This window comes from Photobacterium aquae (assembly GCF_001029445.1).
Lineage (GTDB): Bacteria > Pseudomonadota > Gammaproteobacteria > Enterobacterales > Vibrionaceae > Photobacterium > Photobacterium aquae.
Map to the genome: position 1 here is coordinate 76964 of NZ_LDOT01000013.1, position 20963 is coordinate 97926.

The following is a 20963-nucleotide window of genomic DNA, read 5'->3' on the forward strand; positions in this document are numbered from 1 at the left end:
TCACTTAAATTGTTTCAAAAGGAATTCAGGTTTATTGATGGCGTCTTGTACCGAAACGAGAACTGTTTTTTTTCCTTCAAACCGTTCGCTTTCGCTTAGTTTTATTTCTGCAGCCAACAATATGTAATCAGCATTATCAAAATCTCGTTTTGATAATTTATTTTCAATTCCCATCGCGCCTTGGGTTTCAACCTTGATCTGAATCGACAGGGCTCGGGCAGCGTCGGTCAATCGGTCGGCAGCCATATAGCAATGTGCAATCCCTGTGTGGCAGGCGGTTATAGCAACAACTTTCATGAGCATGACCTAGCGTTCTTTAACATACTGTCATGCTATTACAGGAAGGAAATCACCTATAGATGATTTTTATCGCATTTACTGGATTATTATTGCCTCAATGACAGAGTGTGAAACGGATCACCCAGAACATTACAACCATCAATAAATCAAATGGTTATCAAACTTATCGGTATTTTCTCACAATAATTTAAATGCCTAAATTTTAGTAAAATAGGACTCATACTCCCTATTAATAGAGATATTCCCAACCTCATTTCTGAAATTCACCGTATACGTTAAAAGCGGTTTTGCTGGCAATAGCCAGTGTCGTGGCTACAGACAAAGACGCGGAAATAAAAATCGCCACCATAATGGCCAACTGGTATTTCACGGCTAGCAATGGCTCGGTTCCCCCCAGAATTTGTCCGGTCATCATACCCGGCAAACTCACAATACCTAATGTTGTCATTGCCGCCAATTGCGGGGCCAACGCAGCTTTCACTGCCTCTCGGATAAAAGGCTCTCCCGGATTAGGCGCACCCATAGCCAAGTAAAACTGGTACTCTTCAGCACGATCTTTCAAGCTACTGTACCAGCGCTCCAACGCCAATACGTTGGCCGACAGACAGTTACCCAGCAGCATTCCCGCCACTGGAATCAAATACTGTGCCTGCCACCAAGGTTCGGCTTTAATCACCCCCGCCAGCATCAGTGGCAACACCCCCAGCATCGCCACTAAATGGCCTATCAACACAGCAGGGAGAAAACGCTTGGCACTTACCCCCGCCCGTTTGCAAATACTGCTGCCGGCCACCACTACCATGACCGACAACCAAAGACTGTTCAGCCACGGGTTCTGAAATTCAAATAGGGTTTGCAGGTATAGGCCAACAATAGACAGCTGGATCGTCATACGCAATACTGCGGCAATCAAGCTTTTACCCAACCCCAATTGCCAATAACGAAATAAAAACAGCGGAATAATAAACAGGGTATAGAACCCCGCCAGTGCCCAATGGCTAATCGCTAAGGTCTCACCCATTCCGCCCCTCCATTGAATAGACAATATCGGCCCCTGCCACCCACGCAGGATCATGAGAAACTGAGACCACCATCAAGGAGTACTGGCGAGTAAGAGCCGCCAATCTATCACGACTAGCGGCATCTAAGGCCGAGGTCGGCTCATCCATAATCCATAGCGGACGTTGCATCAGCACAGCGCGGGCAATGGCCAAACGCTGTTTTTCACCTCCGGATAGCGTATTAACAGATTTTGACTGCACGGATGCCAAATCCAACTGCTCCAAAACCTGCAAACACTGCTGCTCTGTAGGCTCTACCACAGATGTGGCCTTCAGCCGCCATGGCAACCGTAGTACCGAATAGACATCCTCCGCTCCCATCACTGGCTGCTGGGGGAGATAGCAAAACTGCTGGCGCCACCACGACAAATTGGCTTCGGTTACCGCCTGTTGCTGCCACACTATCCGCCCAGCAAGCGCCGGTCTCAAGCCGCACAGAACTTTCAATAAACTTGACTTACCACAACCCGACGGCCCACTAATTGCCAGATGCTGCCCCATGGCCAATGTCGACGTCAGGCTCATGCTGGAAATGGCTTCAAACCCTGAAGATAATTGCTGAATAGACAGAATCATACTTGGTGAATCACTACTCATAATCCCCCCTTTATCAACCAGTTTACTGTTCAGGAGTTATGATTCAAAACGTTAGTCTTGATAGTACACATTAATGAAACTGATAACGTCCCACCCTCTGGCAAAGTGTCAATTTTCCATCAAACAACACCTTTACAGCATGAGATGTGCCAATTTTTCGTCAAAATATGCTGAAAAATTATCGATTTAGCTTTTTCCATGGTATCTTATCGCAATAAAACAGCATCCAAATAACAACAAGTAGTGATACTGCAGAACATTTCACGAAGAAATGAGATATCAGTACCACAGCATCCTACAGAATTTGCATGAGCCCAGAAAACACAAACCACAACGATAAAGTTTCGACTCCCGCCCCTACCCGCGAGTCGAAACGTAACCTCCGCAAGATCGCCAAATGGGCTGGGATTGGTGTTCTGACACCTGTCGCACTCTGTGTTGCGACTCTTGGCTATGGTATTCATCTAGATCTGACGCCTTACCGCACAACCATTAGTGAATGGCTAACAGAAAACCTGGATCGCGAAGCCCGCATCGATGGCGAGATCAAGCTCGTTTTATCATTCCGTCCCGAAGTACAATTCAACGGCATCTCCATCGCCAACACAGATGCTTTCAATTGGCAGCCATTGCTGAAGACAGGCTCAATCCATGCTCAAATTGGTATTTTGCCTCTGCTTGGCGGCACATTGTCTGTTGACCATCTTGAGCTTGATACTATCGAGTTGAACCTTGCTAAAGACAGTGACGGGGACGCAAACTGGCTAATGGGCAACCTTGATCGCGATAATCAAGCCAGTTCGCAAAATAATGATGCTCAAACCCGCTCACCACTCAAGCTGGCAATTAATAACAAAATTTCAGCCCACAACCTGTCATTCGTATACCAAGACCATTCTACCGACACCTATTTCGACTGGTATCTCGACGACATGCTGCTGGCACCCATCGATAACCAATGGCAGCTAAATGCAAGCGGCAGTATCATCGGCCAACAATACAACCTTGAGCTTATCGGCGATCTCGAGCAGTTGCTCAACGAACAATACGGCAAACTACAGGCCAAAGGAGAATTTGCCGGAGCCAGCTTAAACATTGATGCTGATGTTTTACCGATCAATCAAGGGATATCTACCGCCGATGTGAGCCTCAGTTGGCAAAACACCCAGCCAGTTGCCAATTTACTGGGTTTAGATCTGCAATATTTGGCCCCGCTTAATATCACTACCAAGATATCAGCATCGGCCAACCGCCTAAAAGTCAGCGAGTTGGCGATCGACAGCCCGATCACCCACGGCAGTGGCTTTTTAGATATTGCGCTTGGCGATCACAACACTATTGACGGCAAACTAAATATACCGCTTATTGATCTGCGCCCTTGGCTAGAGCCCAAGCCAATAATGATGCGGGCCTATAGCAGTGCGCCACCTCAACAATCGCCGCTTCAGCGTGCACTGGATCAATGGCTGGTCAAAACCACTACCAACGTTGAACTGTCGATTGACGAAGTAAAAGGACTTGGCACATCCATCGAAAACCTGTCATTGCAAGTCAACGGCAAGGCTGGCGAACTCCATGCACCAATGACCGCTGATATAGCCAAAGTTCCATTTAGGGGCTCGGCAAATATCAATGCCACTGACTGGACGTCTACCGTTGATGTCACGCTCGGTGCCGAAAAGTCACCACTGGGAGAAATGGCACGTTGGTTAAGCGGTATGGGCTATGCGCGAGGCCACCTCGAAAGCGCCAAACTCAATATCACCACCCAAGGCACCAAACTGTCTGAATGGCTGGAAAACTCACGGGCCGAACTTAATATTGATCAAGCCGAGGTCAAGTGGGGCGGTGATGCCTCATTCGCTATTGATAAGGCCAAGCTCATTGCCGGGCTCAACGTGCCGTTCAAGTCCGATATTCAAGGCCAATTGATGGGTATTCCCACCCGTTTCAAAGTTAAAGCCGGCACATTTTGCGATGTACTTTCTAATCGCGATTGGCCGACCCAAATATCATTGAACAGTCCAGCCCTGCATGTCAGTGCGGAAGGTTTACTTAAACATACCCGATGGGAAGAGGATAGCTGGTTCAATCTGGACATCCAAAGCAAGGACGCCAAATTGTTGAGCCCCTGGCTAGGTACAACCGCTGATATTCATGGCCCAGTCAACATCACCGGCAAGATCCGCTACCATGATGGCTGGATAAAATTGGCCATGCCTGATTTCAACCTGCTCAATAGCAAGGGGAACATCAACATGGCATGGCGGCCAGAAGGCGAACGTCCCTACTTGGACTTTGACGCCAATTTCAGTGAGCTTAATTTCACCCAGTTCGGCCAATTCATCAATAATGATGAGTTGCCGCAGGTAGAACAGACTGTTCCGACCCAAGGGGTTAACCTTGATGTTCCTTTGCTGCCAAATGATATCGTGATTGCCGATGCCGATGTCAATATCGGGGTAAAACAGCTTATATGGGGGAAACAGCATCTCGAAGCTATCTCCTTCAAAGGCGAACTGAAAAACGGCAGAATGAGTAATGCACCGTTTAAAAGTCGCTTTGCCGGCAGCGACTACAACGGCTTGCTCAATTTCGGGATCAACGCCAATACCATTGATGCCGCCCTCGATGTCTCTGTAGAAGATCCTGATATCGGGGCCGTACTCCACCAATTCAACATTGCCGATGATTTCGATATGCGTCTGGACAGGGCCCAGCTGGCGCTCAGCATTGAAGGCCGCTCAGTTCTTGATTTGATGGAGAATACCAAGGTTGATGCAAGACTCCTGGGCGGCTATGCCAATATCGCTGATAGCTACACCGGCAAGGCACTGAAGATTCAACTGGATGAGGGTCGCTTTCAAAGCGGCCCTGACACCGATACCCAGTTGGTGATTGACGGCACAACAGCTGGGAAAGTCACTCAGATCGCCCTTAACTCGCTATCGCTCAAAAAAATCAACGACGGCCGAGAGACACTCCCTGTTGATCTTGCCGTTAACCTTGGCGACATGCGCTTCAAAGCCCACACCTCCCTCTCTCTGCCCATTGACCCACAAGCGCTCAATCTAGATATCAGTGCTTATGCGCCAAATCTCGACCAGCTCGAGACATTCACTAACATCGACATGCCGCCCTATGGCCCGGTAACTATCAATGCCAACATGGCGATGGATAAACGGGGCTATCATCTCAACAACATGCTGGTTCAGGTCAATAACAGCCAGCTAACGGGCCAAGGGGCATATCTGCCGCCACTCAATAACCAAGGCAAGCCACAGCTAAACCTCGCCCTGACCGCGCCATTCATCCAGATGGATGACTTCAAGGTCGGAGACTGGGCAGCATGGCAAAATGATAAAATGCCCGTTGAGGAGGAAAAGACCACGCCGTCGCTTGCAGCCAATACCTCCGACTCACCTACGTCGATAATCAGCCCTGCAGGGCTTGATATGCTCAATGCCCGCTTCAGCCTTGACGTTAATGAGGTTCGTTCTGGCGATGATTGGTTGGGGGCAGGCAAGCTCGACTGGACTGTGAAAGATGGCGTATTCAACTTGAAACCGCTGTATATCCAGTTGCCGGGAGGCAGCATCGACCTTGCCAGCACCATCAAGGCCAAAGACGATATGTTCGATCTTCGTTTTGACGGCCATGTCGAGAACTTTGATTACGGGATACTAGCCCGCCGCCTTGCGCCAGAGAGCGGTATGCACGGCACGTTTTCGACTCAGTTCCAGCTAACCAGCCTGGCAAATTCGCCCGATACCCTGCTCAATAACGCCAATGGCTTTATCGGTGTCGCCGCTTGGCCAAAAGCATTCGAAGCGGATTTAATTGATCTGTGGGCGGTTAGCCTGACCGATGCCATTATTCCGAACTTCACCAATAATGATCCTTCGGTACTCAACTGCGTTGCCGCAGGGATAGATATCAAACAAGGGACGATGAAACAACGTGACTTGCTTCTTGATACTACCCGTATGCAAGTCAATGGCCTGTTCAATGCCAGCTACGCCGATCGCGACTTTTCGCTCTACCTGCGGCCACAGTCCAAGCGGGCGCAAATTTTCAGCTTGCAAACACCAGTCGAGGTTCTTGGTAAATTCGAGCATTTTGATTTTTCTGTGCCGCTATCGGCAATTTTGGAAACCTCGGTTCGCTTTACCACCAGCCCTGTTGTCTCCCCGATCCGTTGGCTGGTCGAAAAACCAATCGCTCCCGATGGCAGTGCCCAGTGTCAGCTTATCTGGCAGGGCAAGCATTAGATTGTGCCCCCTCCCGCTTCCCCCTGTATAGACATCTCGGCTCTCAACAGATTGTCACACAAGGGGGAACTAGGGGAGGAAAAGATTAACTGCTCATGACTTTAAGGCCAAATAGCGTAAACAACCCACCGGTAAAGAAATCAATCTGGCGAGTGGCGCGGCGATACAAGGTCTGGGCACCCTGCCGAGAAAAGCCGAACAATAGTACTAGGTGCCAACAGAATGTAATTATTCCCATTAGCAGCATAGTGACAAAGGTAAGAGAGATCGTCATATCGGCCGGCATCGCAACCGAAAACAAGCTGACGACAAAAAGACCGGTTTTCGGATTCAGCATGCTGGTTAGCGCCGCCTGACGTAACAGAGAAAAGAACGTCAACGACAAATGAGAACCGGCAGCCCATGGCTGATCTTTAAAAGACCAAGCAGCTCGAATTTTACTGATACCGAGGTAAAGCAAATATGCCCCACCGGCCACTTTTAGCGCACTGAACAACCATGGGAATGTCTTCAATATCAGTAAAAGCCCCGAAGCACCTAATAAACCCCATACCATCACCGCAAGGCTAACGCCAATTACGGCACCGAAAGCCAGACGCGGCGGATGCGACAGGGCGCTATTAATGGTCAAGATAACATTGGCACCGGGTGTCATCGCAGCAATTGTCCATATAGCTACGACATGGGCGATCACCGAAACGTAATCGACAGCAATCATTACTACATCCTTATCAAAGGTTAAATCCGGAACTAATTCGCATGATAAACAGAACTGAAAACTCGGCAAGCCTATTTCAGCAAAGATGCCAGCGACGCCACTACTCGACGAGGGTTCGTCGGCTAAGCGACGCCACCACCGTCCGAATTTGAAAAATAAGATTGCTCAAAATGAGTCATTTATGACTCAAACTTAAATAAATCCTAATAGATAATTAACCGATTTATCACTAGATACCCAAGCCCCTAGGATCATGGTAATGGAACAAAAAATACTGGTTGTCGAAGATAGCCGTCCCTTTCGACGAGTCATCGAAAGTGAATTAAGGAAAGCCGGCTTTACCCCAGTGATTGCCTTCTCCATTGCGGAGGCTGAAACGATCCTGGATCAGTCGACAGATTTTCTCTGTGCCATTCTAGACTACTGCCTGCCTGACGGTCAGGATGGCGAAATTATCGATCTCTGTTTGGCTGTGGGCGTAAAAGTTATCGTGCTGACCGGGAAAATGGATGAACTCACACGTGAGCGGGTTCTGGCAAAAACTGTCATAGACTATATCCCCAAAGACAACCCATCGTGTATCAGCAATCTGATTCCGATCCTTCATCGCTTGGCAACGAACAACCAACATCGGGCACTAGTCGTTGATGACTCGGTGACTGCACGCAAATACATCCGTAGCCTACTGGAAAGACAATATATCGATGTTATTGAGGCTAATGGGGTTTCTCAGGCCCTATCGATTATGGAGCATGACAAAAGCATCACCTTGGTGATCACCGATTATGCAATGCCCGAGCGCAACGGGGTCGAACTGGTCAAAACTCTCAGAAAGCAATATCATACCGGCGAACTAGCGATCATTGGCCTATCAGCCAGTGATGAAATAGCTCTTACCGCTAAGTTTCTCAAAGCGGGCGCCAATGATTACCTCAAAAAACCCTTCAACCAAGAAGAGTTCTATTGCCGCCTGCACAGCACACTGAATATTCTGGATGCCGAACGCCAACTCTATCAAATGGCCAATCAGGATTACCTGACCCAGACGTGGAACCGACGGTATTTTTTCGAACACCCCTTGGCCAAAAATCATCATATGCCACGCTGCTTGGCTCTACTTGATATTGATAACTTCAAGCTGATCAATGATACCTACGGTCATCATATTGGCGATTTAGTCTTGATTGAACTGGCACAGCTTCTTCAGCGCTATTTCCCCGATGCCATTGTGGCACGTATTGGCGGCGAAGAGTTTTGCGTCCTATACGGCAATGCCTCCCAAATCTTCAAACAGCGCCTTCAAGCACTAGTATATGATATCGCCCATACCGAGCTTTCACTGCTTGGGCAAAATATCAACTTCACGGTCAGTCTAGGTTTGGTTCACGCCGAGGCCAATATCCATGACCTGCTCAAGCGAGCGGATAACTGCCTATATAAGGCCAAGAACGATGGGCGAAACTGTCTGGTATGCGAGCCTGAGCATCACTAGCCCATCGAAGCCCGGCTATCATTCAATAACTACAGCCCCACTCTGCATAAACAAGCAGCTAAATTCATAAGCTGCTTGTTCGCCCAATTCATAAACAACACCATAAGCAACAAAGCCAATAATGGCTTACGCTAACCTATACGAACCGCTAAAATATACTGCTAACTGTGCAGCCTGACTGGACCTTACTGGTATGTATAAACGTTTTGAATCTTTCACCCGCGCATTCCCGCCGGATGAGCCTACCCAGCCGCCAAAAAGCCTCTTTGCTTTTTGCCGCCATTACACCCGTGGCTTTGAGCTCCCTTTGCTTGCCATGTCGCTTCTGAGCGCCCTTATTGCCATTGTTGAAGTCTCGCTATTCGGCTTCATGGGACAACTGGTCGACTGGCTGACGGCCCACAACCCCGATACATTTTGGGCCGAAGAAGGCAGCAAGCTCATCGGCATGGGCCTGGTGATCCTGCTGGTTGTTCCGGTTCTGATCACCCTGCACTCACTGGTTGTCCACCAGACCCTGCTTGGCAACTACCCGATGTCCATCCGCTGGCTGGCACACCGCTACCTATTGCGCCAGAGCGTCTCTTTCTACCAAGATGAGTTCGCCGGTCGGATCGCAACTAAAGTCATGCAAACAGCACTCTCTGTTCGTGAAACTGTGATGAAACTGCTCGATGTATTGGTCTACATCACCGTTTATTTCACCTCAATGGTAGTGATGATTGGTCAGGCCGATGCCCGCCTTATGCTGCCTATGCTGTTGTGGCTGATCGGGTACATTGTGATCCAGCTATACTTCGTTCCCCGTCTTAAGCAAGTTGCCACCGAACAGGCCGATGCCCGCTCGCTGATGACTGGCCGAATCGTCGACAGCTATACCAATATCCAAACCGTCAAACTTTTCTCGCACACCAACCGCGAATCCGAATATGCCGAGCAAGGCATGAATGGCTTTATGGATACGGTATACCGCCAAATGCGGCTAGTCACCGGCTTCAATATCTCAGTAGAAGCCATCAACTACCTATTGGTATTCATTATTGCGGGTATGTCGATTTGGCTATGGTCGAGCGCGGCAATCAGCATCGGTGCCATTGCCATCGCTGTCAGCCTCGCGCTGCGAATCAACGGTATGTCAAAATGGATCATGTGGGAAGTCGGCAGCCTGTTTGAAAATATCGGTACCGTTGTGGACGGTATGAAAACCCTATCTAAACCTATTGCGATTGAGGACAAGCCCAATGCTCCCGATCTTCAGGTGAGCCAAGGCGGTATCGAGTTCGATAATGTCAGCTTCCACTACGGCGAGCAAAAAGGCGTCATAGAAAAGCTCAACCTCAATATCAAACCGGGTGAAAAAGTCGGTTTGGTGGGCCGGTCAGGGGCTGGTAAATCCACTTTGGTCAACCTACTGATGCGCTTTCACGATGTGGAGTCTGGCGCGATTAAAATCGACGGCCAGACTATCTCTGCAGTCAACCAAGATTCCCTGCGCGGCCAAATCGGCATGGTGACTCAGGATACCTCGCTGCTACACCGCTCGATCCGAGAAAATATCCTTTACGGGCGTCCCGACGCAACCGAAGAGGAGCTATTAGCAGCCACCAAACAGGCTCACGCCCATGAATTCATTGCCACCCTGAGCGATCCGCACGGCAACGTCGGCTACGATGCACAGGTCGGGGAACGAGGGGTCAAACTCTCTGGCGGCCAGCGCCAGCGTATCGCTATTTCGCGAGTCTTGCTAAAAGACGCACCGATCCTGATCCTTGATGAAGCCACCTCGGCGCTGGATTCCGAAGTCGAAGCGGCCATTCAAGAAAGTCTCTACCAGCTGATGGAAGGGAAAACCGTCATAGCCATTGCCCATCGTCTATCGACCATTGCCGCTATGGACCGCCTGATCGTGCTAGACCAAGGCCAAATCGTCGAGCAAGGTTCACACCACGAGCTCATCGCCCATAACGGAATCTATGCCCAACTTTGGGCTCACCAAACGGGAGGTTTCATTGCCGAAGAAGTCGAGGTAAAAGAAGCCTAATTCGTTTGCAATAACGCAAAAAGCCCCGCTATCAGTCACTATAGCGGGGCTTCTTTTAGCATTCTAACACCGTTATCAAACCTTTGAATAAAATAGAATAATTCATTATTTACTACAATTGAGATTATCGCGTGACTGTCACCGTCTTTCCGCTCTGGCTACTTTCCAGTGCCATCTCAATTAGTCGAATATTCCAGAGAGCATCCTCGGCGGAAACCGGTACGGGCTCGCCATGTCGAATGGCCTTTGCTACCGCACGAAAATAATGCTGATAGCCGCCACGCTCAGTAGCAACGGGCTCGACGCCCTCTTCGGTGTACAAGCGACCGTATTGCTCAGGTATTTCATCCGCCCAATCTTCAGCTACCGGTAAAACGCCAGCTTTCAAGCGATCTTCTTGCGGATCCAATCCCTGTTTCTCATAAGTGCCTTTGCTACCTTTTACCGTAAAACGACGATTCGGCCCAGCACTGTGCAAGTCAGCATGCAAGTTGGCTATCATATTCGGGTAATGCAGCACCATGTCGACATAATCAACTGTCGTTGCACCGTCTCGGGTAATCAGACACTGGGCAGTTATCGCTTCTGGCAAGCCAAACAAAGCCAAGGCCTGATCAAGCAAATGCGGGCCAAGGTCAAATAAGATACCACCACCATCCGCTGCCAACTCACGCCAGCGCTGACGCACTTGTGGCCTGAAACGGTCAAAATGCGACTCGAAGCACTTCACATCGCCCAGTTTCCCGGCCTCAACCAATGATTTCACCGTGAGGAAATCGCCATCCCAACGGCGGTTATGGTAAACGCTCAATACCAGCCCTTTTTCAGCCGCGAGGGTAATCAGCGCCTGACCATCGGCAACCTTAGTCACAAATGGCTTTTCGATAACCACGTGCTTATTATGCCTCAATGCCAATTCGGCCAAGGCAAAGTGCACATCATTCGGAGCGGTAATGATCACCAGTTCGGCATCTGATTCACAAATCAAGGATTCAGCCGTCGAATAGCAGCACACGGATGGATAATCCTGGCTAACCCGATCCCCTTTACTACTGCTGATCGCAACCAATTCAAATTCCGGCAAACTAACGATAAATGGCAGGTGAAATGTCTGGGCAGAGAAACCGTAACCGATAACAGCCGTTTTAATAGGAGGCGTAGAAATCATTGGATATTCCTTTGATTAATAATACGAAAGCACATAGAACGTCACGCTTAGCGACGCTGACAGGTGGTACACCCTCGACACGCCGAGCGGCTGTAGGGGTCCAATCTGCCGCGCTGTACCTTGCAGTAACCATTTTTAAAGGCTCGACGCGCCGAGAACCAATCATCGGGTTTGGCCAACAACACATAACCATAGCAACGCTTCATTAATTGAGTCCGATACTCTTCAACAAAACGGCTATCAAATCCGATATCGAAGTACTCAAATGCCTGTTCAATAGACGTAAAACTAGCAATAATTTGTTGAATATCAGGTTTGCCCATCAGACGTTCATGGCTCCACGTTCATAGTAATTGGGCATATTGAAGTAACACGAGGATAAAGTACAGGCCTCGATAAGAGGCCTGTATCATTTGACTTAATCGAACGATCTAAAATTACCCTAGACGATGCTCATCATAATGATTGGCTTCAAACTCAAGGATATCTCCCGGCTGGCACTCCAGAACTTCGCACAATTTATCGAGGGTCGATAATCGAACCGCTTTGGCCTTACCGTTTTTTAGTATCGACAAATTTGCCTCTGTAATTCCAATGGCTTTAGCCAATGTATTCAGTCGCATTTTTCTTTTTGCCATCATTACATCTAAATTAATACAAATAGTCATGATAGGCCCTCAAATTGTACGGCTGTTTTCATCAGCGATGGCACATCCTTCCTTCATCACCCAAGAAATAAGTACGATAACCCCTCCAAGCAACAATGTAATCATATCAATCCATGTAAAACCAATCACAAACAGTCGTTCACCTGGCGGGTTATTAAAAGATAGAATAATAGATATAACGCTCGTATATAAAAAAGAACCACCAACCCAATAAAATACACAAAAGCCTAACTTTTTATAATACCCAACATTATCAATTGTAAATATATTATTCTGCTCGTAATTACGAAACAGACGAATAAGGATAATAAGGGCATACATAATTACGCCACTCAGTAATAAGCTCGCTGCCCCAGCCCAAACACGCGTCATTGTAGAAAGAGGCTGTTGCGTGTAATCGGTGATTTTACTACTAAACTGAATAGTATTAAGTAATGTATCGTATGGCGTATTAATCGTTATCCAATAATAACAGACCACAATAGGTGTAAAGATCAATAGACATTGAAATATAATACGTACGCGTCTGCTCTGCTTCTGAATATTTGACATAATAACTAACCCTGTTGAAATGTTCATATAACCCTAGGGTAGAGAATAACGCTATACAATAATCAATTATCGAAAAACGATAAATACTTACTATTTGGCGATCAATATCACCAACCTCTGAAACAGCATCTTTTTTCACATACGTTTATTTTGAAGAATGACATTCAATGTGGTTCGATAATTCACCCTGCTTGTTACCGGCATTCGCTTGATAAAATGTCGCCAGTGTCCCGCCGGCAGCCATATGCTCTTTGAGGGCGGCCTTCTGGCTTTCTAACTCCGCACTGGGCTGGGCCCACTGCTCCGGTGGCAGGGGCTGCGACCACGCTTCGATACTTGGCGGGTAACTCGCCATAGTGAATTTTTGATCCCATTGGGACACCCAATACGGCAGTTTCCAAAAAGTCAGAATATGGAACAGGTAATACCCCACCATACCTGGGTAAGAAAGATAAGGTGTAAAAAAATCCACCTTGAACCAATGCTTGGGGCCTCGTTGGAAAAAAATCCAATTCACTTCCCGCTCATTCTCAAAGGTTTTGGTAGTTTCAGGTTCTGCGGGCTTGGCCCAATTCTCGGCGGGCTCTTCCATATAACAACGGATCACCTCCCAGGTGCGCTGGGCCTCGCTCACCAACATCACCGGCTTTTTCAGCACCCAGTAATCCTTACCGTCAGGCGTGGGGATCGCCATCCCAAAAGTCGCGTTATTGACTATCGCATCACCGGTAAACCCCTGATGGGTTCCGCACCATGCGATCACCTCTTCCCACGGTGCAATAACCGGGGTATCGGAACCTTGTGGGTAATAGCAGACCTCCCGCCGCTGGCGGTGGAAGCGAATTGGTCGCTGGCGGGATTTCTGCCACGTGGTTTGCACCACGGCAAACCAACCGATTAATTCAGTAAAACATAATAGTCCCCAAACAAATAGCTCAGTTCTCATCAGCTCTATAAGATAGTACCAAAACATCCCCTCCGTACCATATCGATTACCATTTAGGTGAGCGGCCAATAAAAAAATACAAAGCATGGTAAGAATTCCAACAGAATTAATGAATTGCACCACTTGCACCTGATAGGCTTTGCCATTGTTGGACTGGCCAAAATCCAGATACACGTCATTCATGGCAATAATTTGATTGGATTCCCCTATCCCTCCCTCGCTTATCTTGGCGGTGGGCAATGGCTTGGGGGCAAAGAACAGCACTTCCCCACCGACGTGGGAGCGTACCTCCCCCGCTTGGGGCGGCTGGCCAACCAAATCAACATCTTGCTGGCCATCACGCAATGCCTGCTTCATTTTTCGCTTGGCTTCAATCGCCTTTTGCTCTTCCTCGCTAGGCCGGTATCTCATGATCATGGCTGTTAACTCTCGATAATATTAGTGGTGTAAATAGCCACGAATGCACAAAACAGGTTTCAAACAAGGAATAACAAAATATAAATCAGGTGACGAACCTCCCTTACCCACTACGCGACGCAATCCTCCAAATATCTTCCATCCACATGAAAATACATCCACAATTACCGACGTTTACTACACTTTCTCTATACTCAGAAGAATAAGAAGAGGGGCTTGTGTTATGGATAATTCCCCGGCACAAACGGCGGAACAGCTGCTCAGGCTAATTACAACACTCATTGCAGAGATGGATAGCGGCAGCTCGACAAAATCACCGCCAAGGGTGACGCTCGACAGCCAGTTGGATCAAGATTTAGGGTTCGACAGCCTCGCCAGAGCCGAGTTAATCCAACGAACCGAGCACGATTTCAACGTATCACTCCCTCCCCAGACCCTAGCCAATATAAATACCCCCGGCGATTTGCTTGATGCCATCCTCGTTGCCCAGAAAGCCCCCGTAACCAAAACCGCCAACCTAGAGAGTGTTTCGCTCACCGCCACCTCTGAATCGCCCGACGAGGTCACCACCTTGCAGGAATTACTCGAATGGCATGCCAAGCAACACCCCGAACGCCCGCATCTTCATGTTTACCAAGATGCCGATACCATCGAGACCATCAGCTACCGCGAGCTCTACCACAACGCGCTACGCTATGCACAAGGGCTACACGCTAAAGGCATCGAGCCGGGAGATACTGTGGCCATTATGCTACCTACCTGCAATGCCTATTTTTACAGTTTCTTTGGTATTCTGCTGGCAAGGGCAATACCCGTTCCAATCTACCCACCCGCCCGTCCCTCGCAAATTGAAGACCATCTGCAACGGCACAGCAAAATCTTACAAAATGCACAGAGCAAGCTGCTGATTACAATCGCTGAAGCGAAAAACATCTCTCGACTACTGCGAATGCAAGTGCCGTCTATCCAAACCATTGTTACACCCAACGAACTCCTCTTAGGGCAGACAACTGACACTCTCCCCCTGCTGCCAACCAATGGTCAGGCCAAGCCGCATGAGATTGCTTTTTTACAATATACTTCCGGCAGTACTGGCATACCCAAAGGCGTCACCCTCACCCATGCCAATTTGCTGGCGAATATTCGGGCAATGGGCAAAGCAGTCAATGCCAGTTCCAGCGACGTATTCGTCAGTTGGCTGCCGGTTTACCATGACATGGGGTTGATAGGCGCATGGCTCGGGAGCCTTTACCATGCCATGCCGCTGGTGATCATGTCTCCATTACTGTTTCTTTCCCAACCCAAACGCTGGCTGTGGGCCTTGCACCATCACAAGGCCACCCTGACAGCTGCCCCCAATTTTGCCTATGAGTTTTGCATCAACAAGGTACCCGATAACGAGCTGGAAGGACTGGATCTTCGCACCCTGCGCCACTGCTGGAATGGCGCAGAGCCGGTCAGCCCGACCACCATACAGGCTTTTTCAACCAAGTTTGCCGCCTATGGATTGGCCGCCGAGGCCATGACCCCCGTATACGGCCTCGCCGAGTCATCGGTCGGGCTGACCTTCCCCAACCGTGTTCGCCAACCTCGCATCGAATGGATTGACCGGCAAGTTCTAATGCGAACAGGCACAGCACAGGCAAGCGACACACTACCGATCACGAATAGCCCCAACGCCGAGCAACAAGCGCTGATCGGCCTTGGCCACCCACTACCCGGACATCAGATCCGCATTGTCGACAACGCAGGCAGAGAGCTACCGGATCGCCAAGAAGGAGATGTCGAATTCAAGGGGCCATCATCAACGTCGGGGTATTACCGCGCCCCCGAAAAAACAGCAGCGCTTTATCATGGTGAGTGGCTAATAACCGGTGATCGCGGCCTGATTATTGATGGCGAGTTATTCCTAACCGGGCGCAACAAAGACATTATCATCAAAGCGGGACGTAATATTTATCCGCAGGAGCTTGAAGCAGCAGTCAACAAACTTGACGGGGTACGCAAGGGCTGTGTCGCTGCCTTTGCCTACCAAGATAACAAAACCGCCACCGAACAATTGGTTGTCGTTGCCGAATCCTCGCTGTGCGCCAAAGGAATAACGGCTGAAAGCGAACAAATCAACACGTTGCGGGCGGCTATTCAATCCCGTTCGCTGGAACTACTGGGCGTGCCCGTCGATGATGTTGTGATCTGCCCGCCCCATACCGTCCCAAAAACCTCCAGCGGCAAAATCCGCCGCTCGGCTTGCCGGGAGCTCTATCAAAATGACGCCCTAGACACACCACAACGCGCAGTATGGCTGCAAACAATAAGGCTGCTCGGTAGTGGGCTTCGCCCCACATTGAATAAGTTCGGCAGAATCGCCAGAGAGTGGATTTTCGCGTGTTATATGTGGTCTATCATGGCGTTGCTTGCACCATTAGTCTGGTTACTGGTTGCCGTATTGCCTTCGCGGCAGGCGTGTTGGGCTGTAACCCGATGGGGTGCCCGCACTCTGATTGCCCTAACCCGCACCCCGCTTACCGTACATGGGATTGAACATATCAAACCGGCTGATCCGCCGAAAATTTTAGTCGCCAACCATGCCAGTTATCTCGATGGTTTGGTACTGCTGGCCAGTTCCGGTATTGCCCATCAGTTCGTCGCCAAGGCCGAGTTGCTACATAACCCGCTGGCCCGTATTTTCCTGAAAAAAATTGGCACCCAATTTGTCGAACGGTTTGATACCCAAAAAAGCCTTGAGGCTAGCGAGCAACTCGCCAAGCATGCCAGCAAAACCGATCCGCTCACCCTCTTTCCGGAAGGGACTCTCTACAGAATGGCAGGCATCCATGACTTTCATTTGGGGGCTTTCCATATTGCTGCCCAAAAAAACATTGCGGTGATCCCCGTTACTATCAAAGGCACCCGCTCAATGTTACGGGATAAATCCCTATTCCCACGAAGGGGTAGCCTAAGCGTCACATTCAATCCGCCGCTAACACCTCAGGGCAATGACTGGCAAGCAGCCATTGCCCTGAGAAATAAGGCCCGTTCACATATTTTGGCGCAGAGCGGTGAGCCCGATCTGCTAGGGGAAAAAAGCCGATAGCCGACTCTCGTCATGAAGGTTACTGCTATTTCGCCGCTGGTGTACTGGTTACATCAACCGTGCCTTTGTGCAAATCCACAAGTGCGGTGTAGAGCACATTGGCATCCCCGTGGTGACGGAAGGTAAAGGTATACTGGGTATCCGGCGTAAAAAATGTCTCCGCATCTTGCGGCTGCAAGTCATAGCCGTCTTGTTGGTATAACTCGGATGCCATCACCATCCCCATCGCCGTACGCTCACCAATATCGCGCTCCACCACTGGCTGCAATGATGGGTTCGACGGGTATGACTGGCTATCATGTGACATCAGACGGTATGCCCCATTACTCCAAACAATAAAATCACGCCAGCCATTTTGTGAGGTCTCAGCCAACAATACCGGTGGTTTCACCACTGTCATACGGTTCAGAATGTCTCCATCGTCATCCAGCAGATACGATGTACAACCACCGCTGCCACAGAACAAACCGCCTTGGAACATCACAAAAATCTCCAGTTCACCGTCCCCGTTAAGATCTGCCTGCCCGCTTTGGTAGCGGATACCATCTTCTGCCAATGACAGCCCTTCAGGCTTCAAAATGCTATCATCCACCAGTTTGTCGACATCCACTTCACTGTCTGAAAATACCGAAAATGGCATTGTCACATTGAGATAGTTATTGTCCTCATTGCTGCCCGAGGTACTTTCACAGCCAGCCAACAACAGCAAACTTGTTGCTGCTAACACAGAACCAATCAATCGTTTTTTAATCATAACCAGCCATCATCTTGTTATTTATACCCAAGTTACCTATAAGTTCAGGGTCTTGGACACTGTCCCATTAAAATGGTTTCTAAAAGAACACGCCGCTACTCTACCATGTTCACGCTAGAGCGCCTTTCCGCTTAATCGCCACTCACCGTATCCTTTAGCGCTTTTGCCACTGGGCTCACGATCTTACCGTGACTAAACACTCAATAACGGCTCAAAAAGCCAAGGAATCAAGCCATTTCATCCCACAGATGCAAAATTTGAGCAAGATTATTCACTTTTTTGTGTCGTTTATGATTTTGATCAACAAACAAGAAACAATAAACGCCACATGCTAGTCACGGGACTACCAACAATGCTATTACAAAGCCTGTGTTTTTCTGATGTCACTTTGTACGGTACCGTTTGGGTACCGATGTAATAAGAAAAAACGTATAAAAAGCAATACTGACAAGATGTTAGTCGCTGAACGATAAGGAGTGTTAATTATGTTGTGCCCTGATTGCAAACAGCCGATGGCCAAAACCAAAGACAACCAAAACCATTGTCTTGATATAAACTGTCCACCGTCTCGAACTCAATGCCCTGAATGTGAGTCAGCCAATACCGAAATCGTCAACAAAAGCATCAGCGATGCCTCGCTATGCTGCAAAGATTGCCAAGCCACCTGGACGATTTCCCGCAGCCAATAGACGCTCCACTAGCCGGTTCTCTCTTTGCCTACCGGTCTAGCCTGTAAATTTGCCACAAACAAAGAAGACAAGCCGCAAAACAGCTTGTCTTCCTATCCGATTCGATTGTCCTATTTCCGCAGCACTGGCATAAATCGTAGTAATAACTGGGGCAATTACCCCGGTACCACGACCACACCGATATTTTCCAGTAACTGCGACTGCTGCCAGTCACAAATCATCACATTAGCCATATCAACCCGACGAATATCCAAACCTGTCAGATCCACATGGCTCAAGTTTGCTCCGCTAATATCAAATTGCCCCCATGCATCCTGCGAAAACTCGCCATTGGTCAGATCCGATCCCCTAAACGATGCCCCCACAAGGTTCGCACCGTTCCAGCGATTTTCAAACAATTCGCACTCTTCCAACTTGATATCGCCCAAATCGGCGTAAGACAAATTACAACGCGTAATATAGGCTGAGCAGAAAAACGTATTATGAGTGATGTAATTGGCAAACCGCGCCCGAGAGAAACACGCCCCTTTCAGCTGGCTGTCGCGTATTTCAATACCGAACAACTCGGCTCCTGTGAAATCAGCCATACTCAAATCGCACTCTTTGAAGCTGGCCTCTTTCAAATTAGCGTAACCAAACTGGCAACCCTCATGATCACCACGCTCAATAAACTGGCAATGTTCAAAACTTGCCTCGCTCAAGTTAGTCCGCCGAAAGTCACAGCGCACAAACTGGCACGAGTCAAAACGGGCCTGTTGTAAATCCTGACTGGAAAAGTCATGCTCGTAAAAGGTTTGGTTTGCAATCGACATGGTTATCTTGGGTTGTGAATTTGCTACCAAGGGTAACGTTTTCACCCATTAAATAACATGCGCCAATCGAGGTTTATCTTTTTCAGCTCCCCATTGGTCGACAACCAAGGCCGCCACCAGATCCCCCTCGACATTGACCGCCGTGCGGAAGGTATCCAATGGCCGTTCGATGATCAGCAAGATAGCAATCGCCTCAAGCGGAATTCCGGCCGCCAACAATACCAGCTGCATACCGGACATCGATCCCGACGGCATCCCAGGTGCTCCGACGGAAGAAACCATCGCCATAATGAAAATCATCACCAGCCCCGATGTTGTCAGATCGATGCCAAACAGCTGAGCCAAGAATATCGCTGCAACTCCCTCGAACAAGGCCGTGCCATCCATATTCATTACCGAGCCCAATGGCAGCACCATACTGCTGGTCGAGGAGGAAACGCCCAGCTCGGTTTCGGCACTACGCATCGCCAACGGCAACGCCGCAGCACTCGATGATGTAACCAACGCCATCATCAATGGGGAGGATATCGCCCTAAACAGCTCAAATGGCTTGATACCGGTTACCGCATAGGCAATAGAAGGCAACACCACGCCCCCATGCACCAACGTCAACACCAGAACCAACAGCGCGAACATCGCCAATTGACCGAATAACGCATCGCTACCCGCCACCGTAAATTCAAACACAATGGCAAAAATAGCCAATGGCGACATCCGAACAATACCGCCAACTAATGTATTGATCCCCCGGTTCAGGCCTTTAATCAATTCAAACAGCGGATGGTTGCTCGGCAAAGAAACCAACAGTGCAATACCCAACATGAACGCAAACACGACAATGGCCAACAGGTTTCCGCTTGCCAAGGCGGCGACGGGGTTGATCAACGCCATATTCAGTAACTTAACCGCGATAGCACTACCACTAGCAGACTGTTCGCTGATCAGGGTAAGGCCATCTGCCGACGGCGGCGCTGCCATCAATGGCTGCCATGCGGGTAACAGCAGCGATGCCCCCAAGCCCAGACTGATCGCCAATAACGTTGTAAAGCTGTAAAACAGCAGGGTACGTGCCCCCATTGCCTTTAGCCTCACCACGCTGCCTATATTGCTGATCCCCTCAATCAAAGACAGCATCACCATGATACCGACAACCATTTTGAGCAACCCGATATAGACCGTTTTGCCCAACATCACAATTTGATACCAGCCCTGGTGGGTTATGTTGCTATCTGCACCAATCGAGTCGTTAAAAGAAGGGAAAAATAAAGATGTTACGATCGTAGCCAATAGCCAGGCCGAGAAGGCCGCCACAATCAATTGCAGCGGTAAAGAGCGGCGTAATTTATTCCACATTAACCTTGTCTCACACTGAAGGTGCGGCGG

Annotated in this window: 17 protein-coding genes; 5 read left to right on the forward strand and 12 right to left on the reverse strand. The window is 49.0% G+C overall.

Features of this window, described 5'->3' with window-relative positions; all coding sequences use genetic code 11:
* From ABT56_RS11250 to ABT56_RS11260, 3 genes are all read right to left on the reverse strand, one after another.
* Complete coding sequence (locus tag ABT56_RS11250) at positions 1-297, reverse strand: PTS fructose transporter subunit IIB (protein ID WP_047879027.1); 297 nt, start codon at positions 295-297, stop codon at positions 1-3.
* Between the two features lie 253 nt (positions 298-550).
* Entirely contained in the window at positions 551-1321 is a 771-nt protein-coding gene (locus tag ABT56_RS11255) for an ABC transporter permease (RefSeq protein WP_047878969.1), read from the reverse strand.
* A complete protein-coding gene (locus tag ABT56_RS11260) occupies positions 1314-1958 on the reverse strand; it encodes an ABC transporter ATP-binding protein (RefSeq protein WP_047878970.1) in 645 nt (214 codons plus the stop codon). Before ABT56_RS11260 ends, ABT56_RS11255 begins: the two co-directional genes overlap by 8 nt.
* Before the next feature lie 308 nt (positions 1959-2266).
* On the opposite strand from ABT56_RS11260, the gene ABT56_RS11265 reads away from it, so the two are divergent.
* The gene (locus tag ABT56_RS11265) at positions 2267-6229 is read left to right on the forward strand and encodes an AsmA family protein (RefSeq protein ID WP_047878971.1); all 3963 of its coding nucleotides are present in this window, start codon (positions 2267-2269) and stop codon (positions 6227-6229) included.
* 85 nt (positions 6230-6314) lie between these two features.
* On the opposite strand, the gene ABT56_RS11270 is transcribed toward ABT56_RS11265, so the two are convergent.
* Positions 6315-6947, reverse strand: a complete 633-nt coding sequence (locus ABT56_RS11270; protein ID WP_047878972.1) for a LysE family translocator — start codon at positions 6945-6947, stop codon at positions 6315-6317.
* A 259-nt stretch (positions 6948-7206) separates the two neighbouring features.
* Between ABT56_RS11270 and ABT56_RS11275 the strand changes: the two genes are divergently transcribed.
* Both ABT56_RS11275 and ABT56_RS11280 read left to right on the forward strand, forming a co-directional pair.
* A complete protein-coding gene (locus tag ABT56_RS11275; protein WP_047878973.1) occupies positions 7207-8439 on the forward strand; it encodes a GGDEF domain-containing response regulator in 1233 nt (410 codons plus the stop codon).
* 193 nt (positions 8440-8632) lie between these two features.
* Positions 8633-10480 (forward strand): ABC transporter ATP-binding protein, encoded by a 1848-nt coding sequence (locus tag ABT56_RS11280; protein WP_047878974.1) that lies wholly within the window; start codon positions 8633-8635, stop codon positions 10478-10480.
* A gap of 124 nt (positions 10481-10604) precedes the next feature.
* On the opposite strand, the gene ABT56_RS11285 is transcribed toward ABT56_RS11280, so the two are convergent.
* The 5 genes from ABT56_RS11285 to ABT56_RS11305 form a co-directional block, all read right to left on the reverse strand.
* Complete coding sequence (locus tag ABT56_RS11285) at positions 10605-11645, reverse strand: oxidoreductase (RefSeq protein WP_047879028.1); 1041 nt, start codon at positions 11643-11645, stop codon at positions 10605-10607.
* Between the two features lie 50 nt (positions 11646-11695).
* A complete protein-coding gene (locus ABT56_RS11290) occupies positions 11696-11971 on the reverse strand; it encodes a hypothetical protein (RefSeq protein WP_047878975.1) in 276 nt (91 codons plus the stop codon).
* A 114-nt stretch (positions 11972-12085) separates the two neighbouring features.
* Entirely contained in the window at positions 12086-12316 is a 231-nt protein-coding gene (locus ABT56_RS11295) for a helix-turn-helix domain-containing protein (protein WP_047878976.1), read from the reverse strand.
* A gap of 9 nt (positions 12317-12325) precedes the next feature.
* Positions 12326-12868, reverse strand: a complete 543-nt coding sequence (locus ABT56_RS11300; protein WP_047878977.1) for a DUF2975 domain-containing protein — start codon at positions 12866-12868, stop codon at positions 12326-12328.
* Positions 12869-13013: 145 nt separating this feature from the next.
* Complete coding sequence (locus tag ABT56_RS11305; protein ID WP_053062454.1) at positions 13014-14231, reverse strand: hypothetical protein; 1218 nt, start codon at positions 14229-14231, stop codon at positions 13014-13016.
* A gap of 223 nt (positions 14232-14454) precedes the next feature.
* On the opposite strand from ABT56_RS11305, the gene ABT56_RS11310 reads away from it, so the two are divergent.
* Positions 14455-17325 (forward strand): AMP-binding protein, encoded by a 2871-nt coding sequence (locus tag ABT56_RS11310; protein ID WP_047878978.1) that lies wholly within the window; start codon positions 14455-14457, stop codon positions 17323-17325.
* A gap of 25 nt (positions 17326-17350) precedes the next feature.
* Here the strand turns inward: ABT56_RS11310 and ABT56_RS11315 are convergent, their stop codons facing one another.
* A complete protein-coding gene (locus ABT56_RS11315; RefSeq protein ID WP_047878979.1) occupies positions 17351-18079 on the reverse strand; it encodes a hypothetical protein in 729 nt (242 codons plus the stop codon).
* 485 nt (positions 18080-18564) lie between these two features.
* Between ABT56_RS11315 and ABT56_RS11320 the strand changes: the two genes are divergently transcribed.
* Positions 18565-18768, forward strand: a complete 204-nt coding sequence (locus ABT56_RS11320) for a hypothetical protein (RefSeq protein ID WP_047878980.1) — start codon at positions 18565-18567, stop codon at positions 18766-18768.
* Between the two features lie 155 nt (positions 18769-18923).
* On the opposite strand, the gene ABT56_RS11325 is transcribed toward ABT56_RS11320, so the two are convergent.
* Both ABT56_RS11325 and ABT56_RS11330 read right to left on the reverse strand, forming a co-directional pair.
* Positions 18924-19580 (reverse strand): Qnr family pentapeptide repeat protein, encoded by a 657-nt coding sequence (locus ABT56_RS11325; protein WP_047878981.1) that lies wholly within the window; start codon positions 19578-19580, stop codon positions 18924-18926.
* Positions 19581-19628: 48 nt separating this feature from the next.
* Complete coding sequence (locus tag ABT56_RS11330) at positions 19629-20933, reverse strand: dicarboxylate/amino acid:cation symporter (RefSeq protein ID WP_047878982.1); 1305 nt, start codon at positions 20931-20933, stop codon at positions 19629-19631.
* Positions 20934-20963: the final 30 nt, after the last annotated feature.

Coding starts and splice junctions, on each gene's coding strand:
- ABT56_RS11250 (WP_047879027.1), bottom strand. CDS start 297: ATGAAAGTTGTTGCTATAACCGCCTGCCACACAGGGATTGCACATTGC.
- ABT56_RS11255 (WP_047878969.1), bottom strand. CDS start 1,321: ATGGGTGAGACCTTAGCGATTAGCCATTGGGCACTGGCGGGGTTCTAT.
- ABT56_RS11260 (WP_047878970.1), bottom strand. CDS start 1,958: ATGAGTAGTGATTCACCAAGTATGATTCTGTCTATTCAGCAATTATCT.
- ABT56_RS11265 (WP_047878971.1), top strand. CDS start 2,267: ATGAGCCCAGAAAACACAAACCACAACGATAAAGTTTCGACTCCCGCC.
- ABT56_RS11270 (WP_047878972.1), bottom strand. CDS start 6,947: ATGATTGCTGTCGATTACGTTTCGGTGATCGCCCATGTCGTAGCTATA.
- ABT56_RS11275 (WP_047878973.1), top strand. CDS start 7,207: ATGGAACAAAAAATACTGGTTGTCGAAGATAGCCGTCCCTTTCGACGA.
- ABT56_RS11280 (WP_047878974.1), top strand. CDS start 8,633: ATGTATAAACGTTTTGAATCTTTCACCCGCGCATTCCCGCCGGATGAG.
- ABT56_RS11290 (WP_047878975.1), bottom strand. CDS start 11,971: ATGGGCAAACCTGATATTCAACAAATTATTGCTAGTTTTACGTCTATT.
- ABT56_RS11295 (WP_047878976.1), bottom strand. CDS start 12,316: ATGACTATTTGTATTAATTTAGATGTAATGATGGCAAAAAGAAAAATG.
- ABT56_RS11300 (WP_047878977.1), bottom strand. CDS start 12,868: ATGTCAAATATTCAGAAGCAGAGCAGACGCGTACGTATTATATTTCAA.
- ABT56_RS11305 (WP_053062454.1), bottom strand. CDS start 14,231: ATGATCATGAGATACCGGCCTAGCGAGGAAGAGCAAAAGGCGATTGAA.
- ABT56_RS11310 (WP_047878978.1), top strand. CDS start 14,455: ATGGATAATTCCCCGGCACAAACGGCGGAACAGCTGCTCAGGCTAATT.
- ABT56_RS11315 (WP_047878979.1), bottom strand. CDS start 18,079: ATGATTAAAAAACGATTGATTGGTTCTGTGTTAGCAGCAACAAGTTTG.
- ABT56_RS11320 (WP_047878980.1), top strand. CDS start 18,565: ATGTTGTGCCCTGATTGCAAACAGCCGATGGCCAAAACCAAAGACAAC.
- ABT56_RS11325 (WP_047878981.1), bottom strand. CDS start 19,580: ATGTCGATTGCAAACCAAACCTTTTACGAGCATGACTTTTCCAGTCAG.
- ABT56_RS11330 (WP_047878982.1), bottom strand. CDS start 20,933: ATGTGGAATAAATTACGCCGCTCTTTACCGCTGCAATTGATTGTGGCG.